General features: G+C 67.9%; 24 protein-coding genes, 1 tRNA gene and 1 pseudogene. 10 read left to right on the top strand and 16 right to left on the bottom strand.

All coding sequences use genetic code 11. The annotated features are described in order from the left end of the window. Nucleotides 1-579: 579 nt before the first annotated feature. From murB to amaB, 4 genes are all read right to left on the bottom strand, one after another. A complete protein-coding gene (gene murB / locus UUA_RS14785; RefSeq protein WP_008438251.1) occupies nt 580-1,608 on the bottom strand; it encodes a UDP-N-acetylmuramate dehydrogenase in 1,029 nt (342 codons plus the stop codon). 10 nt (nt 1,609-1,618) lie between these two features. After that, entirely contained in the window at nt 1,619-2,656 is a 1,038-nt protein-coding gene (locus UUA_RS14790; RefSeq protein ID WP_008438252.1) for a quinone-dependent dihydroorotate dehydrogenase, read from the bottom strand. A gap of 122 nt (nt 2,657-2,778) precedes the next feature. Continuing rightward, nucleotides 2,779-3,081, bottom strand: a complete 303-nt coding sequence (locus UUA_RS14795; RefSeq protein WP_008438254.1) for a DUF4190 domain-containing protein — start codon at nt 3,079-3,081, stop codon at nt 2,779-2,781. A 73-nt stretch (nt 3,082-3,154) separates the two neighbouring features. Then, on the bottom strand, nt 3,155-4,690 hold the full coding sequence (gene amaB / locus UUA_RS14800; protein ID WP_008438256.1) for an L-piperidine-6-carboxylate dehydrogenase: 1,536 nt from the start codon (nt 4,688-4,690) through the stop codon (nt 3,155-3,157). A gap of 440 nt (nt 4,691-5,130) precedes the next feature. On the opposite strand from amaB, the gene UUA_RS14805 reads away from it, so the two are divergent. From UUA_RS14805 to UUA_RS14810, 3 genes are all read left to right on the top strand, one after another. Beyond that, nucleotides 5,131-5,919: an FkbM family methyltransferase gene (locus tag UUA_RS14805; protein ID WP_008438257.1), complete on the top strand. Its 789-nt coding sequence runs from the start codon at nt 5,131-5,133 to the stop codon at nt 5,917-5,919. A 415-nt stretch (nt 5,920-6,334) separates the two neighbouring features. Then, the gene (locus tag UUA_RS18970; protein ID WP_081491584.1) at nt 6,335-6,811 is read left to right on the top strand and encodes a tyrosine-type recombinase/integrase; all 477 of its coding nucleotides are present in this window, start codon (nt 6,335-6,337) and stop codon (nt 6,809-6,811) included. Then, nucleotides 6,789-6,865: transfer RNA gene (locus UUA_RS14810), tRNA-Arg, on the top strand. Before UUA_RS18970 ends, UUA_RS14810 begins: the two co-directional genes overlap by 23 nt. A gap of 147 nt (nt 6,866-7,012) precedes the next feature. Here the strand turns inward: UUA_RS14810 and UUA_RS14815 are convergent. After that, entirely contained in the window at nt 7,013-8,572 is a 1,560-nt protein-coding gene (locus tag UUA_RS14815) for a protein adenylyltransferase SelO (RefSeq protein ID WP_008438260.1), read from the bottom strand. Nucleotides 8,573-8,638: 66 nt separating this feature from the next. Beyond that, nucleotides 8,639-9,175 carry a transglycosylase SLT domain-containing protein gene (locus UUA_RS14820; RefSeq protein ID WP_008438261.1) on the bottom strand — a complete coding sequence of 179 codons (537 nt, stop codon included), beginning with the start codon at nt 9,173-9,175 and terminating at the stop codon, nt 8,639-8,641. 1 nt (nt 9,176) lies between these two features. Here UUA_RS14820 and UUA_RS20085 point away from each other — a divergent pair, with 1 nt between their 5' ends. The 3 genes from UUA_RS20085 to UUA_RS14830 all read left to right on the top strand — a co-directional run bounded on the left by UUA_RS20085 (nt 9,177) and on the right by UUA_RS14830 (nt 11,110). Continuing rightward, the gene (locus UUA_RS20085) at nt 9,177-9,743 is read left to right on the top strand and encodes a hypothetical protein (RefSeq protein ID WP_008438263.1); all 567 of its coding nucleotides are present in this window, start codon (nt 9,177-9,179) and stop codon (nt 9,741-9,743) included. A gap of 396 nt (nt 9,744-10,139) precedes the next feature. Next, the gene (locus UUA_RS14825) at nt 10,140-10,730 is read left to right on the top strand and encodes a DUF1415 domain-containing protein (RefSeq protein WP_008438270.1); all 591 of its coding nucleotides are present in this window, start codon (nt 10,140-10,142) and stop codon (nt 10,728-10,730) included. A 47-nt stretch (nt 10,731-10,777) separates the two neighbouring features. Next, complete coding sequence (locus tag UUA_RS14830; RefSeq protein ID WP_039954174.1) at nt 10,778-11,110, top strand: YkgJ family cysteine cluster protein; 333 nt, start codon at nt 10,778-10,780, stop codon at nt 11,108-11,110. Between the two features lie 9 nt (nt 11,111-11,119). On the opposite strand, the gene UUA_RS14835 is transcribed toward UUA_RS14830, so the two are convergent. From UUA_RS14835 to UUA_RS14855, 5 genes and pseudogenes are all read right to left on the bottom strand, one after another. Beyond that, nucleotides 11,120-11,605: a hypothetical protein gene (locus UUA_RS14835; RefSeq protein WP_039954175.1), complete on the bottom strand. Its 486-nt coding sequence runs from the start codon at nt 11,603-11,605 to the stop codon at nt 11,120-11,122. A 32-nt stretch (nt 11,606-11,637) separates the two neighbouring features. Then, nucleotides 11,638-12,342: a pseudouridine synthase gene (locus UUA_RS14840; RefSeq protein ID WP_008438275.1), complete on the bottom strand. Its 705-nt coding sequence runs from the start codon at nt 12,340-12,342 to the stop codon at nt 11,638-11,640. Then, complete coding sequence (locus UUA_RS14845; RefSeq protein ID WP_008438277.1) at nt 12,339-13,409, bottom strand: class I SAM-dependent methyltransferase; 1,071 nt, start codon at nt 13,407-13,409, stop codon at nt 12,339-12,341. The genes UUA_RS14840 and UUA_RS14845 overlap by 4 nt, the downstream gene beginning before the upstream one ends. Nucleotides 13,410-13,476: 67 nt before the next feature. Beyond that, nucleotides 13,477-13,821: pseudogene (locus UUA_RS14850) on the bottom strand (carboxymuconolactone decarboxylase family protein). A 96-nt stretch (nt 13,822-13,917) separates the two neighbouring features. Then, nucleotides 13,918-15,912 carry an OPT family oligopeptide transporter gene (locus tag UUA_RS14855; protein ID WP_008438281.1) on the bottom strand — a complete coding sequence of 665 codons (1,995 nt, stop codon included), beginning with the start codon at nt 15,910-15,912 and terminating at the stop codon, nt 13,918-13,920. 144 nt (nt 15,913-16,056) lie between these two features. On the opposite strand from UUA_RS14855, the gene UUA_RS14860 reads away from it, so the two are divergent. Beyond that, nucleotides 16,057-16,614, top strand: a complete 558-nt coding sequence (locus UUA_RS14860) for a YaeQ family protein (RefSeq protein WP_008438283.1) — start codon at nt 16,057-16,059, stop codon at nt 16,612-16,614. 75 nt (nt 16,615-16,689) lie between these two features. Continuing rightward, the gene (locus UUA_RS14865) at nt 16,690-17,124 is read left to right on the top strand and encodes an FKBP-type peptidyl-prolyl cis-trans isomerase (RefSeq protein ID WP_008438285.1); all 435 of its coding nucleotides are present in this window, start codon (nt 16,690-16,692) and stop codon (nt 17,122-17,124) included. 104 nt (nt 17,125-17,228) lie between these two features. On the opposite strand, the gene UUA_RS14870 is transcribed toward UUA_RS14865, so the two are convergent. Then, a complete protein-coding gene (locus UUA_RS14870; protein ID WP_008438286.1) occupies nt 17,229-18,086 on the bottom strand; it encodes a PA4780 family RIO1-like protein kinase in 858 nt (285 codons plus the stop codon). A 33-nt stretch (nt 18,087-18,119) separates the two neighbouring features. Next, nucleotides 18,120-19,139: an LLM class flavin-dependent oxidoreductase gene (locus tag UUA_RS14875; RefSeq protein WP_008438288.1), complete on the bottom strand. Its 1,020-nt coding sequence runs from the start codon at nt 19,137-19,139 to the stop codon at nt 18,120-18,122. A 379-nt stretch (nt 19,140-19,518) separates the two neighbouring features. Here UUA_RS14875 and UUA_RS14880 point away from each other — a divergent pair, with 379 nt between their 5' ends. Together UUA_RS14880 and UUA_RS19435 are read left to right on the top strand one after the other, a co-directional pair. Next, entirely contained in the window at nt 19,519-20,526 is a 1,008-nt protein-coding gene (locus UUA_RS14880; protein WP_235605873.1) for an HDOD domain-containing protein, read from the top strand. Between the two features lie 42 nt (nt 20,527-20,568). Beyond that, nucleotides 20,569-20,901: a hypothetical protein gene (locus UUA_RS19435; protein WP_008438303.1), complete on the top strand. Its 333-nt coding sequence runs from the start codon at nt 20,569-20,571 to the stop codon at nt 20,899-20,901. Between the two features lie 60 nt (nt 20,902-20,961). Here the strand turns inward: UUA_RS19435 and UUA_RS14890 are convergent, their stop codons facing one another. From UUA_RS14890 to UUA_RS14900, 3 genes are all read right to left on the bottom strand, one after another. After that, on the bottom strand, nt 20,962-21,459 hold the full coding sequence (locus UUA_RS14890; protein WP_008438305.1) for a GNAT family N-acetyltransferase: 498 nt from the start codon (nt 21,457-21,459) through the stop codon (nt 20,962-20,964). Further along, a complete protein-coding gene (locus UUA_RS18975) occupies nt 21,443-21,628 on the bottom strand; it encodes an oxidoreductase-like domain-containing protein (protein ID WP_008438307.1) in 186 nt (61 codons plus the stop codon). Before UUA_RS18975 ends, UUA_RS14890 begins: the two co-directional genes overlap by 17 nt. 98 nt (nt 21,629-21,726) lie before the next feature. Continuing rightward, nucleotides 21,727-22,500 (bottom strand): class I SAM-dependent methyltransferase, encoded by a 774-nt coding sequence (locus UUA_RS14900; protein WP_008438309.1) that lies wholly within the window; start codon nt 22,498-22,500, stop codon nt 21,727-21,729. Between the last annotated feature and the right edge of the window lie 43 nt (nt 22,501-22,543).

Raw genomic sequence — 22,543 nt, forward strand, 5'->3', positions numbered from 1 at the left:
TGCGCGGGTGGGCTACGGGGTCGACAGGCCGCGCAGCGGGCGCTGCCAGGGATGGCAACGCCTTTTCGAGCGGGCACGATGCCCGCTCGAAAAGCCCGGCCCCGACTCACGGACTTGCCGGGCAGGAGCCCGGCAAGCGCCAAGCGGGGTGGCCTTTCTCTTTGGTTACTTTCTCTTTGGCCACGCAAAGAGAAAGTGACTCGGTCGCCGAAGGCGATCGACCGCTCTTGATTTTGAATGCCACGGGAGCGAGAGCGTCGCGCACAGAGTGCGCTCCTACAGGGGCGCGCAAGAGAAAAGCAACTCGGCTGCCGCAGGCCGAGGAAAGCTCTTGCTCTGCCTGGAGGCTCTGCCGCAGACATAATGGATGAAGTGCGATGCCTGCCTTCGCAGGCATGACGGGGTGGAGGGAGGACGGTACCTGCCTTCGCAGGCATGACGGATGTGGAAGGGCGAGGTGCGATGCCTGCCTTCGCAGGCATGACGGGGTGTGCGCAGGCAGACGAAAGCCCTTGCCTCTGAAGCTCTCGGCTCCGAGTGAAGCAGGAGCATCGCGCACGGAGTGCGCCCCACAAAAACTCAGCGCGTGCCGATCACCACCGGCTCCGGCTCCAACTGCACGCCGAACCTGTCGCGCACACCGTGCATCACCCGTTGCGCCAGCGCCCACAACTGCGGACCGGTGGCGTGGCCGTGGTTGACCAGCACCAGTGCATGCCGGCTGGAAATGCCGGCGTCGCCTTCGCGCATGCCCTTGAAGCCGGCGGCCTCGATCATCCACGCGGCGGACACCTTGCAGCGGCCGTCGGGCTGCGGCCAGGCAGCGAGGCCGGGATGCTCGCGCTGCAGCGCCTCGGCCAGCGCAGCGTCGACGATCGGGTTCTTGAAGAAGCTGCCGGCGTTGCCGATCACTGCCGGGTCGGGCAGCTTGCGCATGCGCAACCGCACCACCGCCTCGGCGACATGGAACGGCGCAGGTTTGTCCACGCCCATCCGCGCCAGTTCCTCGTTGATGCCGGCGTAGTCGGTGCGCAGCGGGCGGCTGCGCGGCAGCACGAAGCGCACGGCGGTGACCACGTAGTGGCCGGGCTCGTGCTTGAACAGCGAGTCGCGGTAGGCAAAGGCGCAGGTGGCGTGGTCCAGCGTCACCACGCGGCGCTCGCGGGTGTCCCACGCTTCCACACTTTCGACGAACTCGGCCACTTCGCAGCCGTAGGCGCCGATGTTCTGGATCGGCGCGGCGCCGACCGTGCCGGGGATCAGGATCAGGTTTTCCAGGCCGGCGTAGCCCTGACCCAGCGTCCAGCGCACGAAGTCGTCCCAGCGCTCGCCGGCAGCCACCGCGATGCGCGCGCAGTCACCATCGCTTTCCACCTGCACGCCGCGGGTTTCCATCGCCAGCACGGTGCCGTCGAAATCGCCGGTGAACAGCATGTTGCTGCCCTCGCCCAGCACCAGCAGGCGGCTGTGGCGCACGGCGGGGAAGTCCAGCAGTTCGGGCAGTTTCGCCGCGTCGCGAACTTCCGCCAGCAGCGTCGCCCGCGCATCGACACGCAAGGTGTTGCGCTTCGCCAGCGGAGCGTTCTCGATGAGCATGTAGCCGCCCATATCCACTCGTTCAGGCGGCATCGGCGTTCTCGCGCTGGCGGCGGATCTCGTCGACGCATTCGGCGACCAGCGGCGGACCGCGGTAGATCAGGCCCGAATACAGCTGCACCAGCGAGGCGCCCAGTTCCATCTTCTCGGCAGCGTCGCTGCCGTCCAGGATGCCGCCCACGCCGATCAGCGGGATGCGCCCCTGCAGCCGCGCGTGCATGCCGGAAAGCACTGCGGTGGAGCGCTCGAACAGCGGCTTGCCGGACAACCCGCCGGTTTCGCTGCCGCGCGGGTCGTCGGCCACCGCCGTGTGGTCGATCGTGGTGTTGGTGCAGATCACGCCGTCGATGCCGGTGCGCAGCAGCACCTCGGCGATCGAGTCGAGTTCCGCCTCGGAAAGGTCCGGTGCGATCTTCAGCAGCATCGGCTTCCGCCGGCCGTGCTGCGAGCCCAGCCGCTCCTGTGCCTCGCGCAGCACCGAGATGAAACGGCGCAGCGTGGCTTCCTGCTGCAGGTCGCGCAGGCCCTGGGTGTTCGGCGAGGAAATGTTCACCGTGACGTAGCTGGCCAGCTCGTACACGCGGGTGAGGCACAGCAGGTAGTCGCTGACCGCCTTCTCGTTCGGCGTGTCCTTGTTCTTGCCGATGTTGATGCCGAGCACGCCGTGATAGCCGGACTGCCGCACGTTGCGCACCAGGGCGTCGACGCCGGCATTGTTGAAGCCCATGCGGTTGATGATCGCCTCGTGTCGCGGCAGGCGGAACAGGCGCGGCCGGTCGTTGCCCGCCTGCGGCCGCGGCGTCACCGTGCCCACCTCGATGAAGCCGAAGCCGAGCGCATCGAGCGCATCCAGGTGCTCGGCGTTCTTGTCCAGGCCGGCAGCCAACCCGACCGGGTTCGGAAAGGTGATGCCGAAGGCCCGCGTCGGCAGATCACCGGGTGGCTTGACCAGCCGGTGGGCGAAGCCGCTGCGCTGGGCCACGCCCAGTGCATACAGGGTGGCGCGATGCGCGGTCTCGGCGTCGAGCCTGAACAGCAGCGGGCGCAGCATGTCGTACATGAGTCAGCCCGGTTGGCCCGCGAACGCGCGGGCGGGGTGATCGAAGCGCGCCGCACCGCTCCCGGCGCAGCCGCCAGCGGCGGCGGCGCGACATCCGGAGCAGGCGAACGGCATGCGCGGCATCAATGCCAGTTCGCGAAGGTGAAGCCGAAGATCAAGGCGGCAATCAGCACGAACACCGCCAGCACGCACAGCAGCAGCTGGACATAGCCGAGCACCAGCCCGGCTACCGCCATGCCATCGCCCTCGATGCGGGCATCGAGCGGGCTGCGGCGGATCTCGCCGCGCGCCAGGTGGCCGCAGATGATCGCCACGACCGCGCCGATGAACGGCAGCACGCACCAGGCCAGGATGCCGAAGACCAGGCTCACCACCGCCAGCGAACTGGTGCTGGCGCCCGGACGGTAGGACGGTTGATAGCTCATCGGGTCGCTCGCTCAGGCAAGAGATGGATCGGCGCCGTCGTGTACTGTCGTCGGCCGCGGGCGGCGCATGCCATCACAGGTCGAACTTGATGCCCTGCGCCAGCGGCAGCGCGTCCGAGTAGTTGATGGTATTGGTCTGCCGGCGCATGTAGACCTTCCAGGCGTCCGAGCCGGATTCACGGCCACCGCCGGTCTCCTTCTCGCCGCCGAACGCGCCACCGATCTCGGCGCCGGAGGTGCCGATGTTGACGTTGGCGATGCCGCAATCGGAACCGGCCGCGGAGAGGAACTGCTCGCTGGCGCGCAGGTTGTTGGTGAAGATCGACGAGGACAGGCCCTGCGGCACGTCATTCTGCATCTCGATCGCCTCATCGATGGTCTTGAACGGCATCACGTAGAGGATCGGCGCGAACGTTTCGGCCTGCACCACCTCGTCGGCGTTCTGCAGCCCGGTGATGATGGTGGGCAGCACGAAATTGCCCTTGCGGTCGGTGAGCGCCTTGCCGCCGGTGCGCACCGCACCGCCCGCAGCCTTGGCCTTCTCGATCGCGGCAAGGTAGCCCTGCACGGCCTCGGCGCTGTTCAGCGGCCCCATCAGCGTGGTGGCCTGGGTGGGGTCGCCGATCTTGCCCTCGACCTGCTGGTAGGCCTTGACCAGGGTATCCAGCACGCCATCGAAGATCGACTCGTGCACGAACAGGCGGCGCGTGGTGGTGCAGCGCTGGCCGGCGGTGCCGACCGCGCCGAACACGATGCCGGGAATCGCCAGCTTCAGGTCGGCCGTCTCATCCAGGATGATCGCGTTGTTGCCGCCCAGCTCCAGCAGCGAGCGGCCCATGCGCCGGGCCACGCGCTCGCCGACCATGCGGCCGACCTTGGTCGAGCCGGTGAAGCTGATCAGCGCGATGCGTTTGTCGTCCACGAAGGCCTGCGCGAGATCGCTGCCGGCGTCGTTGAACAGGAAGAACAGGTCGGGGAAACCGCCGGCCTTCAGCGCGTCGTTGCAGATGCGGATGGCAGCGATGGCGGAAAGTGGCGTCTTCGGTGACGGCTTCCAGATACAGATGTCGCCGGCGATGGTGGCCAGCATGGCGTTCCACGCCCACACCGCGACCGGGAAGTTGAACGCGCTGATGATGCCGACCAGGCCCAGCGGATGGTACTGGTCGTACATGCGGTGACCGGGGCGCTCCGAGTGCATGGTGGCGCCGTACATCATGCGGCTCTGGCCCAACGCGAAGTCGGCGATGTCGATCATCTCCTGCACTTCGCCGTCGCCCTCGGGCTTGATCTTGCCCATCTCCAGTGCCACCAGCGAACCCAGCGCGTCCTTGTGCTTGCGCAGCGCCTCGCCGCACAGCCGCACCGCCTCGCCGCGGCGCGGCGCCGGCGTGGCGCGCCAAAGCTTGAACGCTTCCTGCGCGCGCTTGACGATCACCTCGTAGTCGGCGGCGCTGGAGGCATGCACGGTGCCGATCACCTCGCCGGTGGCCGGGTTCACCGGCTGCAGCGTGCCCGCGTCGGTGGTCTTCGACCACTCGCCCTGGCCAAGGTAGCTGCCGGACTGCTCGCCGTGGAGGCCGAGCGCGCTGAGGATTGCATGGGACATGGACGTCTCCTGGACGTGCGGCGCCCGCGGGCGCCGTGGGTGAAATCTGCAATGGACCATTCTAGCAGGCCGGCCGCCTTGCTCCCTGCCCTGCTTGCAGGGAATGGTCGGGGTAGGGTCGCTCTTGATCTTCCTGCAAGCTCGGGCAACTCCCTATCGGCCTCCCCTGCGAGCAAGGGGGGAGCAGCAGAGCCGCGCGATCCATGCGAAAATCCCGCCGCTGCCCTCGTAGCTCAGTTGGATAGAGCGGTCCCCTCCTAATTAGCCGCCCGTTGCGGAAACGGCGCCATATAGCCATTGTTGCAGCGCACGAACGGCGGAAAATGGCGTGTTTTTGCATAGCTCATGGCACAGTTGGCACAGTAGCTCCCGTCCATCGGACCGCGCCTGAATCAAATGGCCGTATGTGGCAAACTGACCCATCCCAAGGAGGCAGGTCGATGGAAGCAACGGTAGACATTGGCGGAAACGCTTACACCCTCGCGTCGGACGACAACTATCTGGCGAACATGGGTGCGTCGTTTGAGCCGGAAACGGTAAAGCTGCTGAAGATTCTGGCGCACGGCGTGGCACTGGACGTTGGCGCGAACATTGGTTGTACGGCGCTCGCAATGGCCCAGGTCTGCGATGTCGTTCACGCCTTCGAGCCATCGCCCAGCACGTATCACTATCTGGCGATGAACACGGCGGTAGCCAGTAACATCAAGACGCACAATGTTGGACTTGGGGCCGAACAAGGCGAATCGGAGCTTACCTTCTCGCCGGATAACCGCTCCGGTGGGTTCGTGTCCAACCAGATGCAGGCCAGCGCGGGACACACGATCGAAACCATCACGATCCGCACAATGGACCAGATGGTGCGGTCGGCCGGGTTATCATCGGTCGATTTCGTCAAGATGGATGTTGAGGGTTTTGAGGTCAGCGTCATCCGTGGAGCACCCGAAACGCTGCGGCGCTTCCGCCCCACGTTTGTCATGGAAATGAATCACTGGTGCCTGAACGCATTTCAGCGCATGTCAGTGCCAGATTTCCTCGATGTGATGCGCGCTGCGTTTCCCGTCCTATACGCCGTGCAGGGCAACACCTACGCCGACCTGCACAACCCTGACTACAGTTACATTGTGATGTACCGGCACATACTGCAAGGCCAATACGCAACGCTGGTGGGCACGTTCGATGCCGCGAGACTGAGCATGTTCAGCAGCCTCTATTCCCACGGCATCGATTAAGAACGCGCCAAGCTTATGAGCGGCGTCGCTTGGCGGTGAAAAGCACATCGCCGCGCATGTAACCGATGGCGTAGCCGTTCTCATAGGCGTAGGCCATGTCAAAACCTCAGTTGCCATGAGACGGTCAGGGATGCGCTTGCAGCTGCGGCGCCCCCTGCTGCATAAACATTCACGTCAAAGGTGGTGACGGAAGACGACAGCGTGCTGGTGGGTTGCACGAAATACGGCGTAGTCCCATGCACTGTAAGTATTGCCTTGCGCGCGAAGGCATTGGAGTTGTGGGTGATGGTAGCCAGACCCGCCGCTGGACCGCGTGCAGCCCACGGCCCCGCCGATCAGTCGCGCGCCGGACTATTACCGGCCACACCAGCTAGATGCCCTTTACGGCTGCACACGCGGGCCGTTGTGGCGCTTCATGGTGAACACGGGTCTACGCAGGGGGGAGATGGCGAAAGCCCGCAGGAGCGACATACGGGACGGCCAGATTATCGTGGAGAGCGTCGCTGATGGACGCACGAAGTCGGGCAAGTGGCGGGCTGTGCCGCTGAATCGGGATGCGCTATCTGCGCTGGCGAGGCTTGGGGAGGATTGGCTGGCAGGCTGCCACCCCGACACGCTGGGCGATTGGTTCGCCGAGGATCGGGACGCCTGCGGCCTGCGCGGCTCCCTGCACTGGACCCGGCACACGTTCTGCACCGCGCTAGTTCAGCAGGGGGTGAGCCTGTACGATGTGCAACGGCTCGCGGGGCACAGCTCGATCAAGGTGACCGAACAGTACGCCCGTCACGCCCCTGGTCATGGTGTTGGAGCGGTGAATTCATTGACGCAATGGCACAGTTTTACGGCACAGCAAACCCGCAAACCCAAGCGCCCTCGTAGCTCAGTTGGATAGAGCGGTCCCCTCCTAAGGGACAGGTCGGACGTTCGAATCGTCTCGAGGGCACCATCTTCCGACGACGAAGCAACCCTGCTTCAAGCTCGTCATCCCAGCGAAAGCTGGGATCCAGCGTCTCCAGGCCCGTGAATAGCCAAGGCTGAATTCCAGCTTTCGCTGGAATGACGAACGTTTGGGGGTTGCAAGGTTCCCATAGGCTCAGGAACTGCATGACAGCGTCGAGCAGCCGGCCTTGTGCCGCGCCCAGTCCGGGCGCTTTTGCGCGTACGCCTCACGGCCGGGCTGGTCGTCGTACGGGTGGCGCAGCACGTCGAGCAATTCGTGGATGCCGGCCATATCGCCCTGCTCCGCGCGGTCGATCGCCTGCTGCGCCAGATAGTTGCGCAGCACGTAGCGCGGGTTGGCCAGGCGCATGCGCTCGCGGCGCTGCGGCGGCGGCAACGGATCGTCGGCCAGCCGCGCCGCGTAGCGGGCCAGCCAGTCGGCAAACGCGGGCTCGGCCGCGCGCCGCTTCGCCTCGTCGTAGAACGCCTCGCCGAACGGCGCCAGCGTGGGCGCCTGCACGTCGACGTCGGCCAGTGCGCGGAACCACAGCGTCATGTCGACCTCGGCCTGCTGCAGCAGCGATTGCAGCGACTGCATCAGCGCCGCGTCCTCCTCGCGGCACTCGGCCAGGCCCAGCTTGGCGGCAACGTTGGCGCGGTCGGCGGCGGCATAGGTGGCGGCGTAATGCTGCAGCCCGGCTTCCAGCAGTTCGACGCCATCGAACAGCGGCGCCAGCGCACCGGTCAGGCAGCTCAGGTTCCACCATGCCACGTTCGGCTGCTGGCCATAGCGGTAGCGGCGGCGCTGCGCGTCGGTGGTGTTCGGGGTCCAGTCCGGGTCGTAGTTGTCGACCCAGCCGTACGGGCCGTAGTCGATGGTGAGGCCGAGGATCGACATGTTGTCGGTGTTTATCACCCCATGCACGAAACCCACGCGCATCCAGTGCGCCAGCAGCGTGGCGGTGCGCTCGCACACCTGCCGGAACCATGCCGCGTAAAGCGTCTCGCCGCTGCCTTCCAGTTCCGGAAAATCGCGGCGGATGGTGAACTCGACCAGCTGGCGCAGCAGGGCGATGTCGCCGCGCGAGGTGGGCAGTTCGAAATTGCCGAAGCGGATGAACGACGGTGCTGCGCGGCACACGATCGCGCCGGATTCCGGCGCGGCGTGGCCGTCGTAGAACATGTCGCGCACCACCGTTTCGCCGGTGCCGACCAGGCTCAGCGCGCGCGTGGTCGGCACCCCCAGGTGGTGCATCGCCTCGCTGCACAGGAATTCGCGCACCGACGAGCGCAGCACCGCGCGGCCATCCGCGCCGCGCGAATACGGCGTCAGCCCGGCGCCCTTCAGCTGCAGTTCCCAGCGCTCGCCGGCGGCGTTGACGACTTCGCCCAGCGAGATCGCGCGGCCGTCGCCGAGCTGCCCGGCCCAGTGGCCGAACTGGTGCCCACCGTAGTTCGCCGCATACGGCTGCATGCCGTCGAGCAGCACATTGCCGCCGAACACCTGGGCGAACTCCGGCGCGGCGAGGTCCGCCGCGCTGAACCCCAGCGCCGTCGCCATCTCGGCCGAATACGCCAGCAGGCGCGGCGCGGCGACCGGCGTGGGATCGACCCGCGAGTACAGCGCGCCGTCGACCTGGCGCAGCCGCGCGCCCTGCTCCGGATCACCGGGCAGCTCGCGCACGAACACATTGTCGAAACGAAGATCGAGCATCGGATCGCCTCGGAAGCTGCAGCCTATATCCGGGCGCCGTCGGCCCGATGCAAGGCCGCAGCGCGGCTAGCGCGCCACCGCCTGTCTGCGGCGCGCCGGGCGATGGATCGCCTGCAGCCGCTGGTAGACGGTCAGCACGGCGCTGCCGTAATCCCGCGCGCGGCTCGGCGTGTGGCTGTGGTAGTAGCCCACGCCGAGCACGCGGTCGCGGGTCTGGCGCATGCCGTCGCGCAGGATTTTCGCCGCCACCGTGATGTTGGTGCGCGGGTTCAGCAGGGTCAGCGGATCGCGCACCGCGTCGCGATGCATCGGGTAGTAGACCTGCATGATGCCGACGTCCTGCACCGCCGAACCGAACTGGCTCGCCGCCGCCATCGCCAGCTGCACGTCATGGCGCTTGCCGCGCACCAGGCGATCGTTGACGCGGAACAGCCACGGCGTAGGCGCAACCTTGCCGTCCGGGTACAGCGCCTTCGACTCCACCAGGGCGATGCTGTACAGCAGCAGTGGATCGACGCCGGCGCTGTGGCCGATCTGCGACCACAGGCTGTCCCGCGAGGTGATGTCCAGGTCGGGCTCCTCGATCGGCATCATCAGGTCCATCGTGCTGACTTCGGACAACAGCGTGCGGCCGCTCTCGACCGGCGCGGAGCGTACTGCCGATGGAACCGCCGCCGCGTTTGCCGGGACTGCCGCGGCAACCGTCAGCATTGGCACCGGCCTGACCGGCAAGGGCGCGGCGCGCAGGGCGGGTGCCGGCGTTGCCGGTGCACCAACCACGACCGCGGCCGATCCTGATCCCGTCGCCGGATGCGTGCCGACGCGCAGCAACACCAGGGCAACGCCGGCGATCGCGCTCGCGGCGACCAGCCGGCGCGCACCCGCCCATTCCGGCCACGTCGAGATGCGCGCGCGTGCCCACGGCACGATCCGGGCGACGACGAGTCGCCGCAAGCCGGCGGCTGCCGTCACCTGCCAACCATCCAGCGGCCAGGTGGGCGGCAACAGCCAGCGTTCGGTTGGCGGCTGCCGCGTACGCGGTGACAGCCGGGCAGGCACGACCCGTGAACGGGCCCACTGGGCAGGTGCCGGCATCACCACGAGCGGGGTGGCGGCGCGGTGGCGTCCCGACGAACCGCCGGACCTCCAGCACGCCGGCGCCATCAGATAAACCTGGCCCGGCTTCCGGGGGATCTCCCGCGCGATCGCGGGGCGCTTGGCCGGATACCTGCCACCGCCCGCCTCGGCGCAAACTTTCCCCCGTGGCGGCACGCCACCGGACGTGACCACGCAAGCATCAACCCCGGCATACCCGCGGCTCGCGCCGTGCGAGGTACCTGCGGTCGTTGGGGTCGAACCATCCACGAGCGAATCCTGTTCAGGGGCACGACCGCGGCGGGTTCCCCGTGCCGGGGACCGCCATTAAATCAGGTTTGTGAAATCGGTTCCCGCATCCGGGTGCTCCCCCGCGAAACCGGATGCAAGCCTGCACGGCCCCGACAGCGCGGGCACAAGCCCGTGCACCAGCCAGCCGCTATAGTCGACTGCCTCTCCCCGCGAAAACCGCATGGACCCGACGCCCGCCAACGACCTCAACGCCGACGCGCTGCCCGGGGACGCGCCCTACCTCGCCGCCACCACGCGCTGGCTGGAACGTGCGGTGATCGGGCTGAACCTGTGCCCGTTCGCCCGCGCGCCGCACGTGCAGGGCAAGCTGCGCCTGCGGGTGAGCCAGGCACGCGACACCGATACGCTGCTCGACGACCTCTGCGGCGAGCTGCAGTCGCTCAATGCGCTGGCGCCGGACGAATGCGAGACCGGCCTGCTGATCCACCCGTTCGTGCTCGGCGACTTCCTCGACTACAACGACTTCCTCGACGTGGCCGACGCCGCCGTGCAGACGCTGGGACTGGAAGGCGAATGGCAGGTGGCGGGCTTCCACCCCGACTACCAGTTCGCCGACAGCGCGCCGGACGACGTCGGCAACCTCAGCAACCGCTCGCCGTATCCCACGCTGCATTTGCTGCGCGAATCCAGCGTCGAGCGTGCGATGGAGGGGATGTGCGATACCGACAGCATCTACCGCCGCAATATCGAGACACTGCAGCGCCTGGGGGCTGATGGCTGGCAGGCGTTGTGGCATGACAAGCCGCGTTGAACAGCCGCCACAACAAAGTGTTCATGCCGGTGCTGTCATGCTGACGCGTGAACAATCTCCCCGATCTCCACGCGGAAAGCACCGACCCCGCCGTGCAATGCACGACCTGCGAAGCGGTGTGCTGTCGCCTCACCGTGGTGCTGATGCCGGAAGACCGCGTGCCCGCCTGGCTGATCGACCACGACGAACATGGCATGGCGACCCTGGCCAAGGGCGAGGACGGCTGGTGCGCCGCGGTCGACCCGAACACCTTCCGCTGCACCATCTACGAAGACCGCCCCACCATCTGCCGCAAGTTCGCGATGGGCAGCCCGAGCTGCCGCGACGAACGACGCAAGTGGTTCGGCAACACGATTCCCACCGTGGTGCACATGCTCTAGTCGAGCAACTTACCTGACCGTACCGCTCAGGGTCCCGTCCATGTAAAACCTCCCATCCGGTTTCAACGTGAACGTGGACGACGCCGTCGGACAAGCTGGTGGGTTCGCGCGGATCGTGAACGTCATGGATGCTGTTTTGCCATCCCCTTCCTCAATCGTGGACTCAGCCACTTCGACCTCGGTGGCATCAGTCAACCAGAGATAGCCGCCCACCGGCGTTTCGCCCAAGTCCCCCATCCGGGCATAGACCAACCCCACCGCGTGTGCGTTACCACGGCTCGGGCGATCTTCCACATCGAAAAACCTGAATACGACGGTTCCCGCACCGTCTTCGGTGGACTTCACGTCCACCGCCAAACGCCCCAAATCCTGCAGCGGGATGACTTGCCTGCGTTCAAACCTCAGTGTTGGGCAGTTTGCGGTGCCCTCCTTCGCGACTGCAGGTTGCACAACAAGTATCAGCACACCAGCACACGCACCAAGCAGGTAACGCATCACGACGACCCCTCGAAATTCGTGAATGATGATTATGGATTGCTGAAAATCAACGCGACCTCGGCGGCATCGAGCGCGCGCCATTCGCCCGGTGCCAACCCGCCCAGCGCGAGCGCGCCGATCGACACCCGCTGCAGCGTCTCCACGTGATTGCCGGCGGCGGCAAACATGCGGCGCACCTGGTGGTAGCGGCCTTCGCTGACGCCGAGCCGGGCATGCCGCGGCCCCAGCACCTCCAGCACGGCAGGTGCGAGCGGGGTGGTTTCCCCTTCCAGCAGCAGCGTGCCGCTGGCGAACAGCGCACCCTCGTCGCCGCGCAGATCCTGCGCCAAGGTCGCCTCGTAGATCTTGGTCACGTTCGCCTTCGGCGAAATGATCCGGTGCAGCAGCGCGCCGTCGTCGGTGAACAGCAGCAGGCCGGAGGTGTCGCGGTCTAGCCGGCCCACGCTGGACAAGGCCGGCGAGCGCACGTTGTAGCGCGGCGGCAACAGGTCATACACCACGCGGCCCGGGTCCTTGCGCGAGCAGGTGACGCCGAGCGGCTTGTTCATCATCAGGGTGAGTCCGGGCGGCGGATCGAGCGGCTCGTCGTCGACGCGGATGGTCTCGTAGGACACCACGTCATCGGCGTACAGCACTTCACCATCGGCATCGGTGATGCGGCCGGAGCGGAACAGCTGGGTCACGTCCTTGCGGCTGCCGTAACCCAGGTTCGCAATCAGCTTGACCAGTTTCATCCACGCACCCCGACCGCTTCGATCACCTTGAATCCTTCCCGCACGACCAGCGTGCGCACGTCATGGAAACGCGAGGCCAGCACGGCCTCGTATGGCAGGTGCCGGTTCGCCACCAGCAACAGCCGGCCATCCGGCAGCAGCGCCTCGGCCGCGCTGACGATGAACGCGCGGCCCAGTTCCGGCAGGTTGGCGCGCCCCTGGTGGAACGGCGGGTTGCTGACGATGGCGTCGTAGCGCTGCGCCAAGCCGCGGGTCACGTCGTGCCAGCGCACAGTCACCGCTACATCGCGTCCGCACTCGCGCTGTGCCCGCGCCAGGTTGAGCCGTGCCGGTTCCAGCGCGCGCGCTTCCGCTTCGTACAGGTCGATCGCCTCGACCCGCGGGCAACGCGCGACGACCTGTGCGGAAAGATAACCGTAGCCGGCGCCGAGATCGGCCACACGGCCGTGCAGGTCCGCCGGCAAGTGTTCCACCAGCAGCGCCGAGGCGCGGTCGATGCGGTCCCAGGCGAACAGGCCGGGGCGGCTGAGGTAGCCGTCGACGATCATGCGCGGCTCGTCCAGCGCCAGCCACGCAGCCAGCAGGTCATGGTCGACGTCGGCCGGCTGCGGCGTGCTCCAGAATACGCGGCACTTGTGCTTGGACAGGTGCTGCACGGCGCCGGACAGTCTCGCCAGGTCCGCTTCGCCCGACTTCGCGCCTTCGGCATTCGGCATCGCGGCCAGCACCGTGCCGCCCGGCGCCAGGTGCCGCAACGCGCGGGCGAACAGGGCGCGTGCCTCGTCGCGCTGGCGCGGCGGCAGCAACAGCACCAGCGGAAATTCTTCATCGGCCGCCGCTTCGCCCACGCGCAAGCCGTTGCGGCCCAGTTCGTCGGCAAACGGCAGGAAGCTCTGCTCGCACAGCCAGCCAGGCTGCGCCATCTCGCGCAGGCGCACACCGGCACGGGCGCGCAGAAAAAGCACGCGGCTGTTCGCCGGCAATTGCAGTTCACCCGACTCGAACGGCACGAACAGGGCCGCCAGCGCCGCATCCGGCCCGGCCGCAAAAAATCCGGCAGCAGTCACGTCATCCCTTCCACCTCGAACGATGACGGCATTGTACGTGGCGACCGGCCGGCGCCGGCTGGCGGGTTCAGCTTCCGCTGTGCTCGTGGACCGCGTCCATCGCGCGGGCGGAGAACACCAGCGCGGTGCCGGCGTTCATCGCTACCGCAACGCCGAGCACCTCGGCGATTTCCTCGCGGCTCGCGCCGTGCATCAGCGCCTCGCCACGTGCACCGTGATGCGGCCGTCGCAGCGGGTGGTCACCGTCACCGCCACCGCCAGCTCGATCAATTCGCGAGTCTTGGCGTCGAGATGACCGGTTTTCCCGCCGGCACCGGTCAGGATCCGGTAGCCCATCAATGTATCCGGGCTGAGCCTGCCGACTTTGCCGATGCGTCCCAGCTTCCTTGCGGTATTGCAGCCAGTCGAACATGGGAATCCCCTTGCGGCCGTGCGATCTGGTGACACGCCAAACCGGAAGGAGATCCTGCGCCCGCGGACGTGAAACCCGGGCATCGGCCGCCGGCGTTTACACCGCCCGACCCATCCGGCCGATCCAGCGGTACATCGCCCAGGTCACGCCAACGAACACCAGGCCGCCGATCCAGATCGCGGCGTAGTGGAAGTTCTCACCCACCAGCGCCAGCGGCGCGTTGCGGTCGGCGAAGCCGAGCTTGTCGGAAAACGCCACCAGCGCGGCGACGATCACGCCGAGCAGGCTCTCGCCCACGATCAGGCCGGAAGCCAGCAGCACGCCCAGCTGCTTGGTGGCCTCCGCCTTCGGGCCGCGATCGGCACGCTTGTCGAACCACGCGCCGACCAGCGCGCCGACCACCACCATCAGCGTGGTGGAAGTGGGCAGGTAGATGCCCAGGCCCACTGCCAGCGGCGGCAGCCGCATCGACTTGCCGGTGCGCGCCAGCGCCTCGTCCAGCACGATGATGCCCACGCCGATCGCGCCGCCGATGGTGATCAGGCTCCAGTCGATGTTGCCGGTGATCACGCCCTGCGCCAGCGCCGAGATCAGCCCGGCCTGCGGCGCCGGCAGCGCGCGCGACGGGTCCACGCCCGGCGCGCCGAGGAAGCCGTAGGCCTGGTTGAGCAGGTCCAGCACCGGCGGGATCACCAGCGCGCCGGCGACCACGCCGATCACCAGCGCCCACTGCTGCAGCGAGGGCGTGGCGTCCACCAGCTGGCCGGTCTTGAGATCCTGCAGGTTGTTGTTGGCGATCGAGGCCACCGCGAACACGATGGCGGTAATGAACAGCGCGAAGGCCACCAGTGCCTTGCCCATGTCGGCGGGGTACAGCGACTTCACGCCGATCACCAGCAGCAGCGCGGCGATGATCACCACCAGGATGCCCACGCCCGACAGCGGGCTGTTGCTCGAACCGATCAGGCCGGCCATGTAGCCGCACACGGCGGAGACCAGGAAGCTCAGGATCACCACGAACACCACGCCGCCGACCACCAGCAGCGTGGTGTGCTCGCCCAGGCCGCTGATGTTGCTGAAGTGGCCCAGCAGCCACCCCACCGGGATCAGGCACAGCAGCGTGATCAGGCCCACCATGCCGATCGGCATGTCGTGCTCGGTGCGCGGCAGCGTGGCCAGCTGACCCGCCTTGCGCACGCGCGAGGCGGCCATCGCGCCGGCCAGCCCACCGATCACCGGTTTGACCAGCTTGGCCAGCGTCCAGATCGCCGCCACGCCGATGGTGCCGGCGCCGACGAAGCGCACGTAATGGCTCCAGGCGCCCTGCGCCACCGCATCGGCGGCGCCGTCGACCGGGTGCAGCAGCAGGAAGTGCGGTACCGCCCAGCCCCAGCCGATCAAGGCGCCCACCAGCATCGCCACGCCCACCCACAGCCCGACCAGGTGGCCCACCGCGAACAGCGCGAACGACAGGCTGAAGTCGAACCCGGTGGCGGCGCCCTTGTCGCCCACGCGGAAATAGCTGGACACCGCGGCGGCGAACAGCCTGGTCTGCACGATCACATAGAACGCCGCCGAGACGACCGCGCCGGCGACCACCGCCTTCAGCCCCGCGCCGCCTGACTCCACCGAGCCGGCCGCCTCCTCCGAACTGGAGCCCACCTTGAGCACCTCGGCGCAGGCCACGCCTTCGGGGTACGGCAGGTCCGAGTCGGTGACCAGCGCGCGGCGCAGCGGGATGGTGTACATCACGCCGAGGATGCCGCCGGTGGCGCAGATGCCGAAGCTCATCCAGAACGGGAAGCCGTTCCACCAGCCGATGATGATCAGGCCCGGCAGCACGAAAATGATCGAGGACAGCGTGCCGGCGGCCGAGGCCACCGTCTGCACGATGTTGTTCTCCTGCATGGTGGAGTTCTTCAGCGAGCGCAGGATGGCCATCGAGATCACCGCCGCCGGAATCGAGGTGGCGAAGGTGAGGCCGGCCTTGAGGCCGAAGAACACGTTGGCTGCGGTGAACACCACGGTGATCACGATGCCGATGACCACCCCGCGCAGGGTGAATTCGACGCGCGGCGACGCGCTGGACATTGGCTGTGCGCTCACAGGATGACTCTCCCCCGGAATGGATGGCTGCGACGCAAGATAGCGTGGAATGCCTGCCGGGGGTTATTCCCGACGGCCCGGACCGCTGCCTGGGCGTAGAATGGGCGGCTGTTGTCCCGAGAGATCCCCATGGCACTCAACGCCACTATCCACAAGGTCGAGCTGCAGGTCAGCGACATGGACCGGCACTACTACGCCGGCCACGCGCTGACCCTGGCGCGGCACCCGTCGGAGACCGCCGAGCGCCTGATGGTGCGCCTGCTCGCGTTCGCGCTGTACGCGGACGAACGGCTGGAGTTCGGCAAGGGTCTCAGCGACGAGGACGAGCCGGCGCTGTGGCGCAAGGCATACAGCGGCGAGATCGAGCTGTGGATCGAGCTCGGCCAGCCCGACGAGGCGCGCATCCGCAAGGCCTGCGGCCGCGCGCGTCAGGTCGTGGTGGTCAGCTACGGCGGCAACGCCGCGGAGCTCTGGTGGAACAAGCTCGGTCATACGCTCGGCCGCCACCGCAACCTCAGCGTGCTCGACATCCCCGCCGCCACCGTCGCCGAACTGGCCGCGCTGCTGCAGCGTGGCATGCGCCTGCAGGCGCTGGTGCAGGACGGCCAACTGCAGCTGATCAGCGAAACCGGCGCGGTCGCGGTCGAACCGCTCAGGCGCATGGGCGCGGCCGAACTGGTCGGCTGACGCAGCACGGTCGGCCGCCACGGCGCGCTTTCCCGCATAATCCCGCCCGACCTCTTCAATCCTTTGGAGTCACCCATGCGCTGGTTGCTGCCCCTGCTCGCCGTGTTCGCCCTCGCCGCCTGCAGCACCCCGCCGCCGGCGCAGGCCAGCGGGCAGGTCGACAAGCTCACCGTGATCGACCAGAAAGTCGGCACCGGCGCCGAAGCGAAGGCCGGCATGGACGTGCTGGTGCACTACACCGGCTGGCTGTACAACGAGCAGGCGAAGGACAAGCACGGTGCCAAGTTCGACAGCTCGTACGACCACGGCGCGCCGTTCAACTTCACGCTGGGCGCCGGCCGGGTGATCGACGGCTGGGACCAGGGCGTGGCCGGCATGCGCGTGGGCGGCAAGCGCATCTTGCTGATCCCCGCCGCGCTCGGCTACGGCGCCCGCGGCGCCGGCGCCGACATCCCGCCGAACGCCTCGCTGGTGTTCGACGTGGAGCTGGTCGACGTCAGCGCACCCTGACCTTTCCCCGCTGGCCATGGCCGCGTAGGGCGGGCACTGCCCGCCGGCTCTTCTGACGTGGTGGAGAGCGGCGGGCAGTGCCCGCCCTACGCTTTTACGCGCGATCAATCGCCCCGCGCCGCCGCCTCGCGCCCCTGCTGGCGGATGAGCGCCTCTTCCCGCGCGTCGATGATCGACTGCATCACGCTGTCGACGTCGGCGATGCTTTCGTCGAACTCGAAGCGACCGCTGAGCTCGCTGTCCGGGTGCAATTCGCCCAGTTCGTACAGCGCCCACATTTCCTCGCCATAGTGGGTGTCGAGCAGTTCCGGTGCAAAACGCGACAGGCTGATCGTGATGTTGCCCACGTCACGCCGCAGCATCATCCGCGCGTTGTTGTTGCCGGCGGCGCTGACCGCCTGCGGCAGGTCGATGATCACCGGGCCGTGCGGCCCGACCAGCACGTTGTATTCGGACAGGTCGCCGTGGATCAGCCCCACGCACAGCATGCGTGCCACCTGCTGCATCAGGAAACGGTGGTAGTCGCGGGCGGTATCGGCCGACAGTTCCACTTCGCCCAGCCGCGGCGCCGAATGGCCGTCTGCATCGGTGACCAGCTCCATCACCAGCACACCGCTGAAATAGCCGTAGGGTTTGGGCACGCGCACGCCGGCGGCGGTGAGCTGGTACAGCGCGTCGACCTCGGCGTTCTTCCACGCCGCCTCGGCCTCCTTGCGGCCGAACTTGGTCGCCTTGCCCATCGCGCGCATCTGCCGACTGCCGCGCAACTTGCGCCCTTCCTGGTATTGCACGCGCGCCTGGAAACTGCGCTGCGCCATATCCTTGTAGACCTTGGCGCAGCGGATGTCCTCGCCCGAGCGCACGACGTAGACGGAAGCTTCCTTGCCGCTCTTCAGTGGCCTGAGCACCTGGTCGATCACGCCTTCGTCGATCAGGTCCTGCAGGCCCTTCGGGGTTTTCATGCGTCGTGGGTTTCGGTCATGGGGAACGTCGCATTATCCCCGATTGGCGACCGGCCCGTGCTGAGCACCCAGCTGGTCGCGTACCGCCGCCGCGATCTCGAACGAGCGCCGCCGCGCCGCGTGATCGAACACGTTGGCGGTGAGCAGCAGCTCGTCCGGCCGGTGCCGGGCGATGAACGCCTCGATGCCATCCTTCACCGTGCCGGCGTCGCCGATCGCTGCGCAGGCCAGCGCGCGCTCCACCATCAGTTTCTCCGGCGGCGTCCAGTACGCCTCGATGTCGTCGATCGGCGACGGGACCAGCCCCGGCTTGCCGCGGCGCAGGTTGATGAAAGTCTGCTGCTGGGTGGTGAACAGCCGCCGTGCCTCGGCGTCGCTGTCGGCGGCGACCACGTTCAGCCCCAGCATCGCGTACGGCTGCTGCAGCCGGGCCGAGGGGCGGAAGTCGCGCCGGTACAGCGCCAGCGCCTCGTCCATCGCGTCCGGCGCGAAGTGCGAGGCGAACGCGTACGGCAGGCCGAGCCGCGCGGCCAGCTGCGCGCCGAACAGGCTGGAGCCGAGCAACCACACCGGCACCTCGACGCCTGCGCCGGGCACGGCGCGCACCGGCTGGCCAGGCGCGGCAGGCTCGAAATAGCCGAGCAGTTCCAGCACGTCCTGCGGGAACGCGTCCGCGCTGTCGAAGTAGCGGCGCAGCGCCCGCGCAGTGGGCTGGTCAGTGCCGGGCGCGCGGCCCAGGCCCAGATCGATGCGCCCGGGGTACAGCGAGGCCAGCGTGCCGAACGCCTCGGCCACCTGCAGCGGCGCGTGGTTCGGCAGCATGATGCCGCCGGCACCGACGCGGATGGTCGAGGTGCCGCCGGCCACGTGGCCGATCAGCACCGCCGTCGCCGCGCTGGCGATGCCGGGCATGTTGTGGTGCTCGGCCAGCCAGTAGCGGTGGTAGCCGAGCCGTTCGGCCAGCCGGGCCAGGTCGAGCGTGTTGCGGAATGCCTGACCGGCGTCGCTGCCTTCGGTAACCGGTGCCAGGTCGAGGATGGAAAACGGGATCATGTCAGGCTCTCACCGAATGGGATGGCCACGATGTGGGGGCTGCCGCGCGGATTGCCACCGCCGCGGCTGCCCCGCGCCAGGCTGCCCCACGGGTGCCGAAACGACCTAGACTGACGTCGCGTCACGCGTCACCTGTCGCCGTCATTCAACCCCACCGGGAGAGCAGCATGAGCAAGGGCATGGACACGAAGAAGGACGAGAAGAAGAAGCCGGCCAAGACGCTGAAGGAAAAGCGGGCCGCCAAGCAGGAAAAGAAGAAGAGCACCAAGTAGGCCAGGCCGGCGCCGCATCCTCGCTAAACTTTCCCCGCGAGGCGCCGATAGCCCGTAACGGGTTGCCCGGGAGTCGGCGCGCGGGGATGAGAGGGACGATGGGGAACATGTGGCGGCGCATTTTCCGCAGCCGACGGCCGAAGCCACGCGCAGGACGCGCGCCGCCTGCCGTCACGACGCCAGCGCGCACCACCGCCACCCGGCCGGTGCTGCCGCTGGTGGCCATCCGCGACCGCTTCCATCGTTTCGTGCTCGGCGTGGCCGACAGCCACGCCAGCGAACCCGGCGCGGCCGAGCTTGCCACGCTCAGGCAGCTGGAGCTGCTCGGCAGCCACTTCGACATGCACAGCCTCCCCCGCCTGCCCACGGTGCTGCCGCAGCTGCTGCGCGCGCTGCGCAACGACAACACCGGCGGCGGCGAACTGGCCCGGTTGATCGGCCGCGATCCGCTGATGGTCGGCGAGATCATGCGGGTCACCGGTAGCGTGCACTACCGTGCGGCGCAGCCGATCACCAGCCTGCAGCAGGCGGTGGTGCTGCTGGGCCAGGACGGGCTGCGCCGTGTACTCACCCAGCACGTGATGAAACCCATCCTGCAGGCCCATGCCGGCGCGTTCGGGCATGCCGCCGGCGAGCGCCTGTGGCATCACGCCGAGCGCTGCGCACATGCCTGCGCGTGGCTCGGTCGCCACAACCACAGCGACGCGTTTGAAGCCTACCTGGCGGGCATCGTCTGCCATGCCGGCGATGGTGCGGTGATCCGCCTGCTGGACCGGACCGGCCTTGCCGACGACGTCGAACCGCCGTCACCCGGCTTCCTCGCCGGCTGTGCCGCGCTCGCCGCGCAGCTTTCGCTGCAGGTGGCGCAGCACTGGGAGCTGCCGCGGCGGGTGATCGACGCACTGGCCGAGCGGCAACTGCCGCCGACGCCGACCGCTTCGCCGCTGGGCAATGCGTTGGCGGTGGCCGACCTGCTGGCGATGGCCCAGCTGCTGGCCGAACACGAGCGCCTGGCCGAGGACCCGGATCTCAGCCAGGGCTGGCCAGAGGTCTTCGCGCCGAACCTGGTGGCACGCTGCCAGCAGGATCTTCGGCGCAACTTTTCCGGGGCGTGAGCGATCCGCGGCCCACGCGGCGAGGCGTCGCGGCGGGAGGCGATGGCGCGCCTCCCGCCGCCGGTCCTGCTGTGGCGTGACGCTGACATCTTCGAGCACGAACGAAGTCTGCAGGCTGCTGTCTTCCGCGCCGTAGAAGTAGACCTGCACGGTCTATCCCCTGTACGCATCGAGGCTGATCGTGGGGGCGTGGAACGGCAGCTGCAGGGCGGCATCGACCCCTGGTGGTCCGGCAACACCGGTGCGGCCGGCGCCGGGCAACAGACCACCCACCCCGCAAGCATCAGGCCGCGGGTCATCCATGTCTTCAATCGCATCGTCAAATTCCTGCGTGTTGGCAAGGATTCCCCGGCGCGTTTTACAGGCGACCAATGATGGCAACGGCATGACCAAAATTCCTGGAAGCCGCCATGCGGCGCCGGCGCGTGGTGCCCGTCAGTGCCGGTCCAGTCGCATCGGCTGGGTCAGCAGCCCGCTGCGGCTGACCGTCGGCGGCCCGCTCCGCACGAAGCCGAAGTGCCGATACACCGGCACTGCCATGGCCGAGGCATTCAGCGTGAACTGCCGCGTACCGGCGCGACGCACCGCGTCCCGCATCGCGCGCTGCCACAGCTGGCGTGCGATACCGCGACCGTGCAGACGAGTGCTGACGAAAAACTGGAACAGGTGGCAGTCGTCCCGCAGCGCCGCCACGCCTGCCAGCCGACCGTCCTGCTGGCAGGCGAGGTGGAAGCGCTGACCGGCGAGGATCTTCCTGCGGATCACCCGCGCGCTCATGCCGTGAAGCAGCTCGGCCGCCGCACTGGCCGGTTGCTCGGGCAGGATCCAGCGCCGCGTCACCCGGCGTGCCAGCCGACCGATCGCCAGCGCATCGTCAGGGCCGGCGAGGCGATAGCGGATGGCAGTGGGCATGTGCTCAGGGATGACGCGCATGCCACGCCGCCAGCGCCGCCTCATAGCGCTCGAGCGCTTCTTCGTAGACGTCGTGGACGCAGCGCACACAACCCTCGCCGCAGCAATCGGCGGCATCCGGCTCGCTCGGCGGCTGCGGCATCGGGTCGGCCGGATCGAGGTTTGGCGGGATGGACGGGACGGGATTCACGACACTCCGGACGGCATCAGCTGCGAGGCGGCGGCCCGCCCGGCAGCTGATGGTGGCGCCGATCGCCGCCGCGACTCAAGCGACGGCGGCGCGGCGGATCATTTCGCCGGCTTGCGGAAGCGGTAGACGAACTGGTCGGTGTGACCGCGTATCGACTTGTCGAACACCTTGGCGTCGTGCGGGTCGGCCGGGTTGCGCAGCGCGTCGCTTTCACCGTCGAACACGAAGCCGGCGGCTTCCACTTCCTGCTTCACCACGGCCGGGTCGATGCGGTGCAGGGTGTCCGTGTCGGCCAGGCCGGAGCCGGCCGGGGCCACATGGTCGATCACCACGAACAGGCCGCCCGGCTTGAGCGCGTCGTAGACCCGCTTGTCGAAGCCGGCCATGTCCACCGGGCCCATGAACGGGTCATGGTAGTCATGGTAGTTCTGCGCGGTGAATACCAGGTCGATCGGCTCCGGCGCGGTCAACAGCGCGGCCGGCTGCTGCAACAGGCTGACGTTCGCATAGTGCGGCGTGGCCACCAGGCCCTGCCAGTTGGCGAAACTTTTTGCGGAGTATTTCCCCATCTCGTGCGGCCACACGGTATAGACGTGTCCCTGCGGGCCGACGATGGCGCTGAACACGCGCGTCCAGTAGCCGCTGCCCGGCACCAGCTCCAGTACCTTCTGGCCCGGCTTCACCTCGGCGAAGGCCATCACCTGGGCCACCTTGCGGTGGGCGTCGTCGGCGCGATCGGTCTGGCGGGCGGGATCAGCGAGCGCTTTCTGCACCACAGCGGAGACCGCCGTTTCGTGCGGTTTCGCCGTCTGGGCCAGAGCCACGGCGGGCAAGCTGGCGGCAAGCAACACGGCAAGGATGGCAGGACGCATGGTCGTACTCCTTCAGTGAGCCAAGGGTTCCCCGATTGTGCGC

Origin of the sequence: Rhodanobacter thiooxydans LCS2, assembly GCF_000264375.1 — a bacterium.
In the GTDB taxonomy this organism is placed as follows: Bacteria; Pseudomonadota; Gammaproteobacteria; order Xanthomonadales; family Rhodanobacteraceae; genus Rhodanobacter; species Rhodanobacter thiooxydans.

Bases quoted from the DNA above. Each gene is read 5' to 3' on its own strand.
- murB (WP_008438251.1), bottom strand. From the start codon at position 1,608: ATGGGCGGCTACATGCTCATCGAGAACGCTCCGCTGGCGAAGCGCAAC.
- UUA_RS14790 (WP_008438252.1), bottom strand. From the start codon at position 2,656: ATGTACGACATGCTGCGCCCGCTGCTGTTCAGGCTCGACGCCGAGACC.
- UUA_RS14795 (WP_008438254.1), bottom strand. From the start codon at position 3,081: ATGAGCTATCAACCGTCCTACCGTCCGGGCGCCAGCACCAGTTCGCTG.
- amaB (WP_008438256.1), bottom strand. From the start codon at position 4,690: ATGTCCCATGCAATCCTCAGCGCGCTCGGCCTCCACGGCGAGCAGTCC.
- UUA_RS14805 (WP_008438257.1), top strand. From the start codon at position 5,131: ATGGAAGCAACGGTAGACATTGGCGGAAACGCTTACACCCTCGCGTCG.
- UUA_RS18970 (WP_081491584.1), top strand. From the start codon at position 6,335: ATGGTGAACACGGGTCTACGCAGGGGGGAGATGGCGAAAGCCCGCAGG.
- UUA_RS14815 (WP_008438260.1), bottom strand. From the start codon at position 8,572: ATGCTCGATCTTCGTTTCGACAATGTGTTCGTGCGCGAGCTGCCCGGT.
- UUA_RS14820 (WP_008438261.1), bottom strand. From the start codon at position 9,175: ATGGACCTGATGATGCCGATCGAGGAGCCCGACCTGGACATCACCTCG.
- UUA_RS14825 (WP_008438270.1), top strand. From the start codon at position 10,140: ATGGACCCGACGCCCGCCAACGACCTCAACGCCGACGCGCTGCCCGGG.
- UUA_RS14835 (WP_039954175.1), bottom strand. From the start codon at position 11,605: ATGCGTTACCTGCTTGGTGCGTGTGCTGGTGTGCTGATACTTGTTGTG.
- UUA_RS14840 (WP_008438275.1), bottom strand. From the start codon at position 12,342: ATGAAACTGGTCAAGCTGATTGCGAACCTGGGTTACGGCAGCCGCAAG.
- UUA_RS14855 (WP_008438281.1), bottom strand. From the start codon at position 15,912: ATGTCCAGCGCGTCGCCGCGCGTCGAATTCACCCTGCGCGGGGTGGTC.
- UUA_RS14860 (WP_008438283.1), top strand. From the start codon at position 16,057: ATGGCACTCAACGCCACTATCCACAAGGTCGAGCTGCAGGTCAGCGAC.
- UUA_RS14865 (WP_008438285.1), top strand. From the start codon at position 16,690: ATGCGCTGGTTGCTGCCCCTGCTCGCCGTGTTCGCCCTCGCCGCCTGC.
- UUA_RS14870 (WP_008438286.1), bottom strand. From the start codon at position 18,086: ATGAAAACCCCGAAGGGCCTGCAGGACCTGATCGACGAAGGCGTGATC.
- UUA_RS14875 (WP_008438288.1), bottom strand. From the start codon at position 19,139: ATGATCCCGTTTTCCATCCTCGACCTGGCACCGGTTACCGAAGGCAGC.
- UUA_RS14880 (WP_235605873.1), top strand. From the start codon at position 19,519: ATGTGGCGGCGCATTTTCCGCAGCCGACGGCCGAAGCCACGCGCAGGA.
- UUA_RS19435 (WP_008438303.1), top strand. From the start codon at position 20,569: ATGGCGCGCCTCCCGCCGCCGGTCCTGCTGTGGCGTGACGCTGACATC.
- UUA_RS14890 (WP_008438305.1), bottom strand. From the start codon at position 21,459: ATGCGCGTCATCCCTGAGCACATGCCCACTGCCATCCGCTATCGCCTC.
- UUA_RS14900 (WP_008438309.1), bottom strand. From the start codon at position 22,500: ATGCGTCCTGCCATCCTTGCCGTGTTGCTTGCCGCCAGCTTGCCCGCC.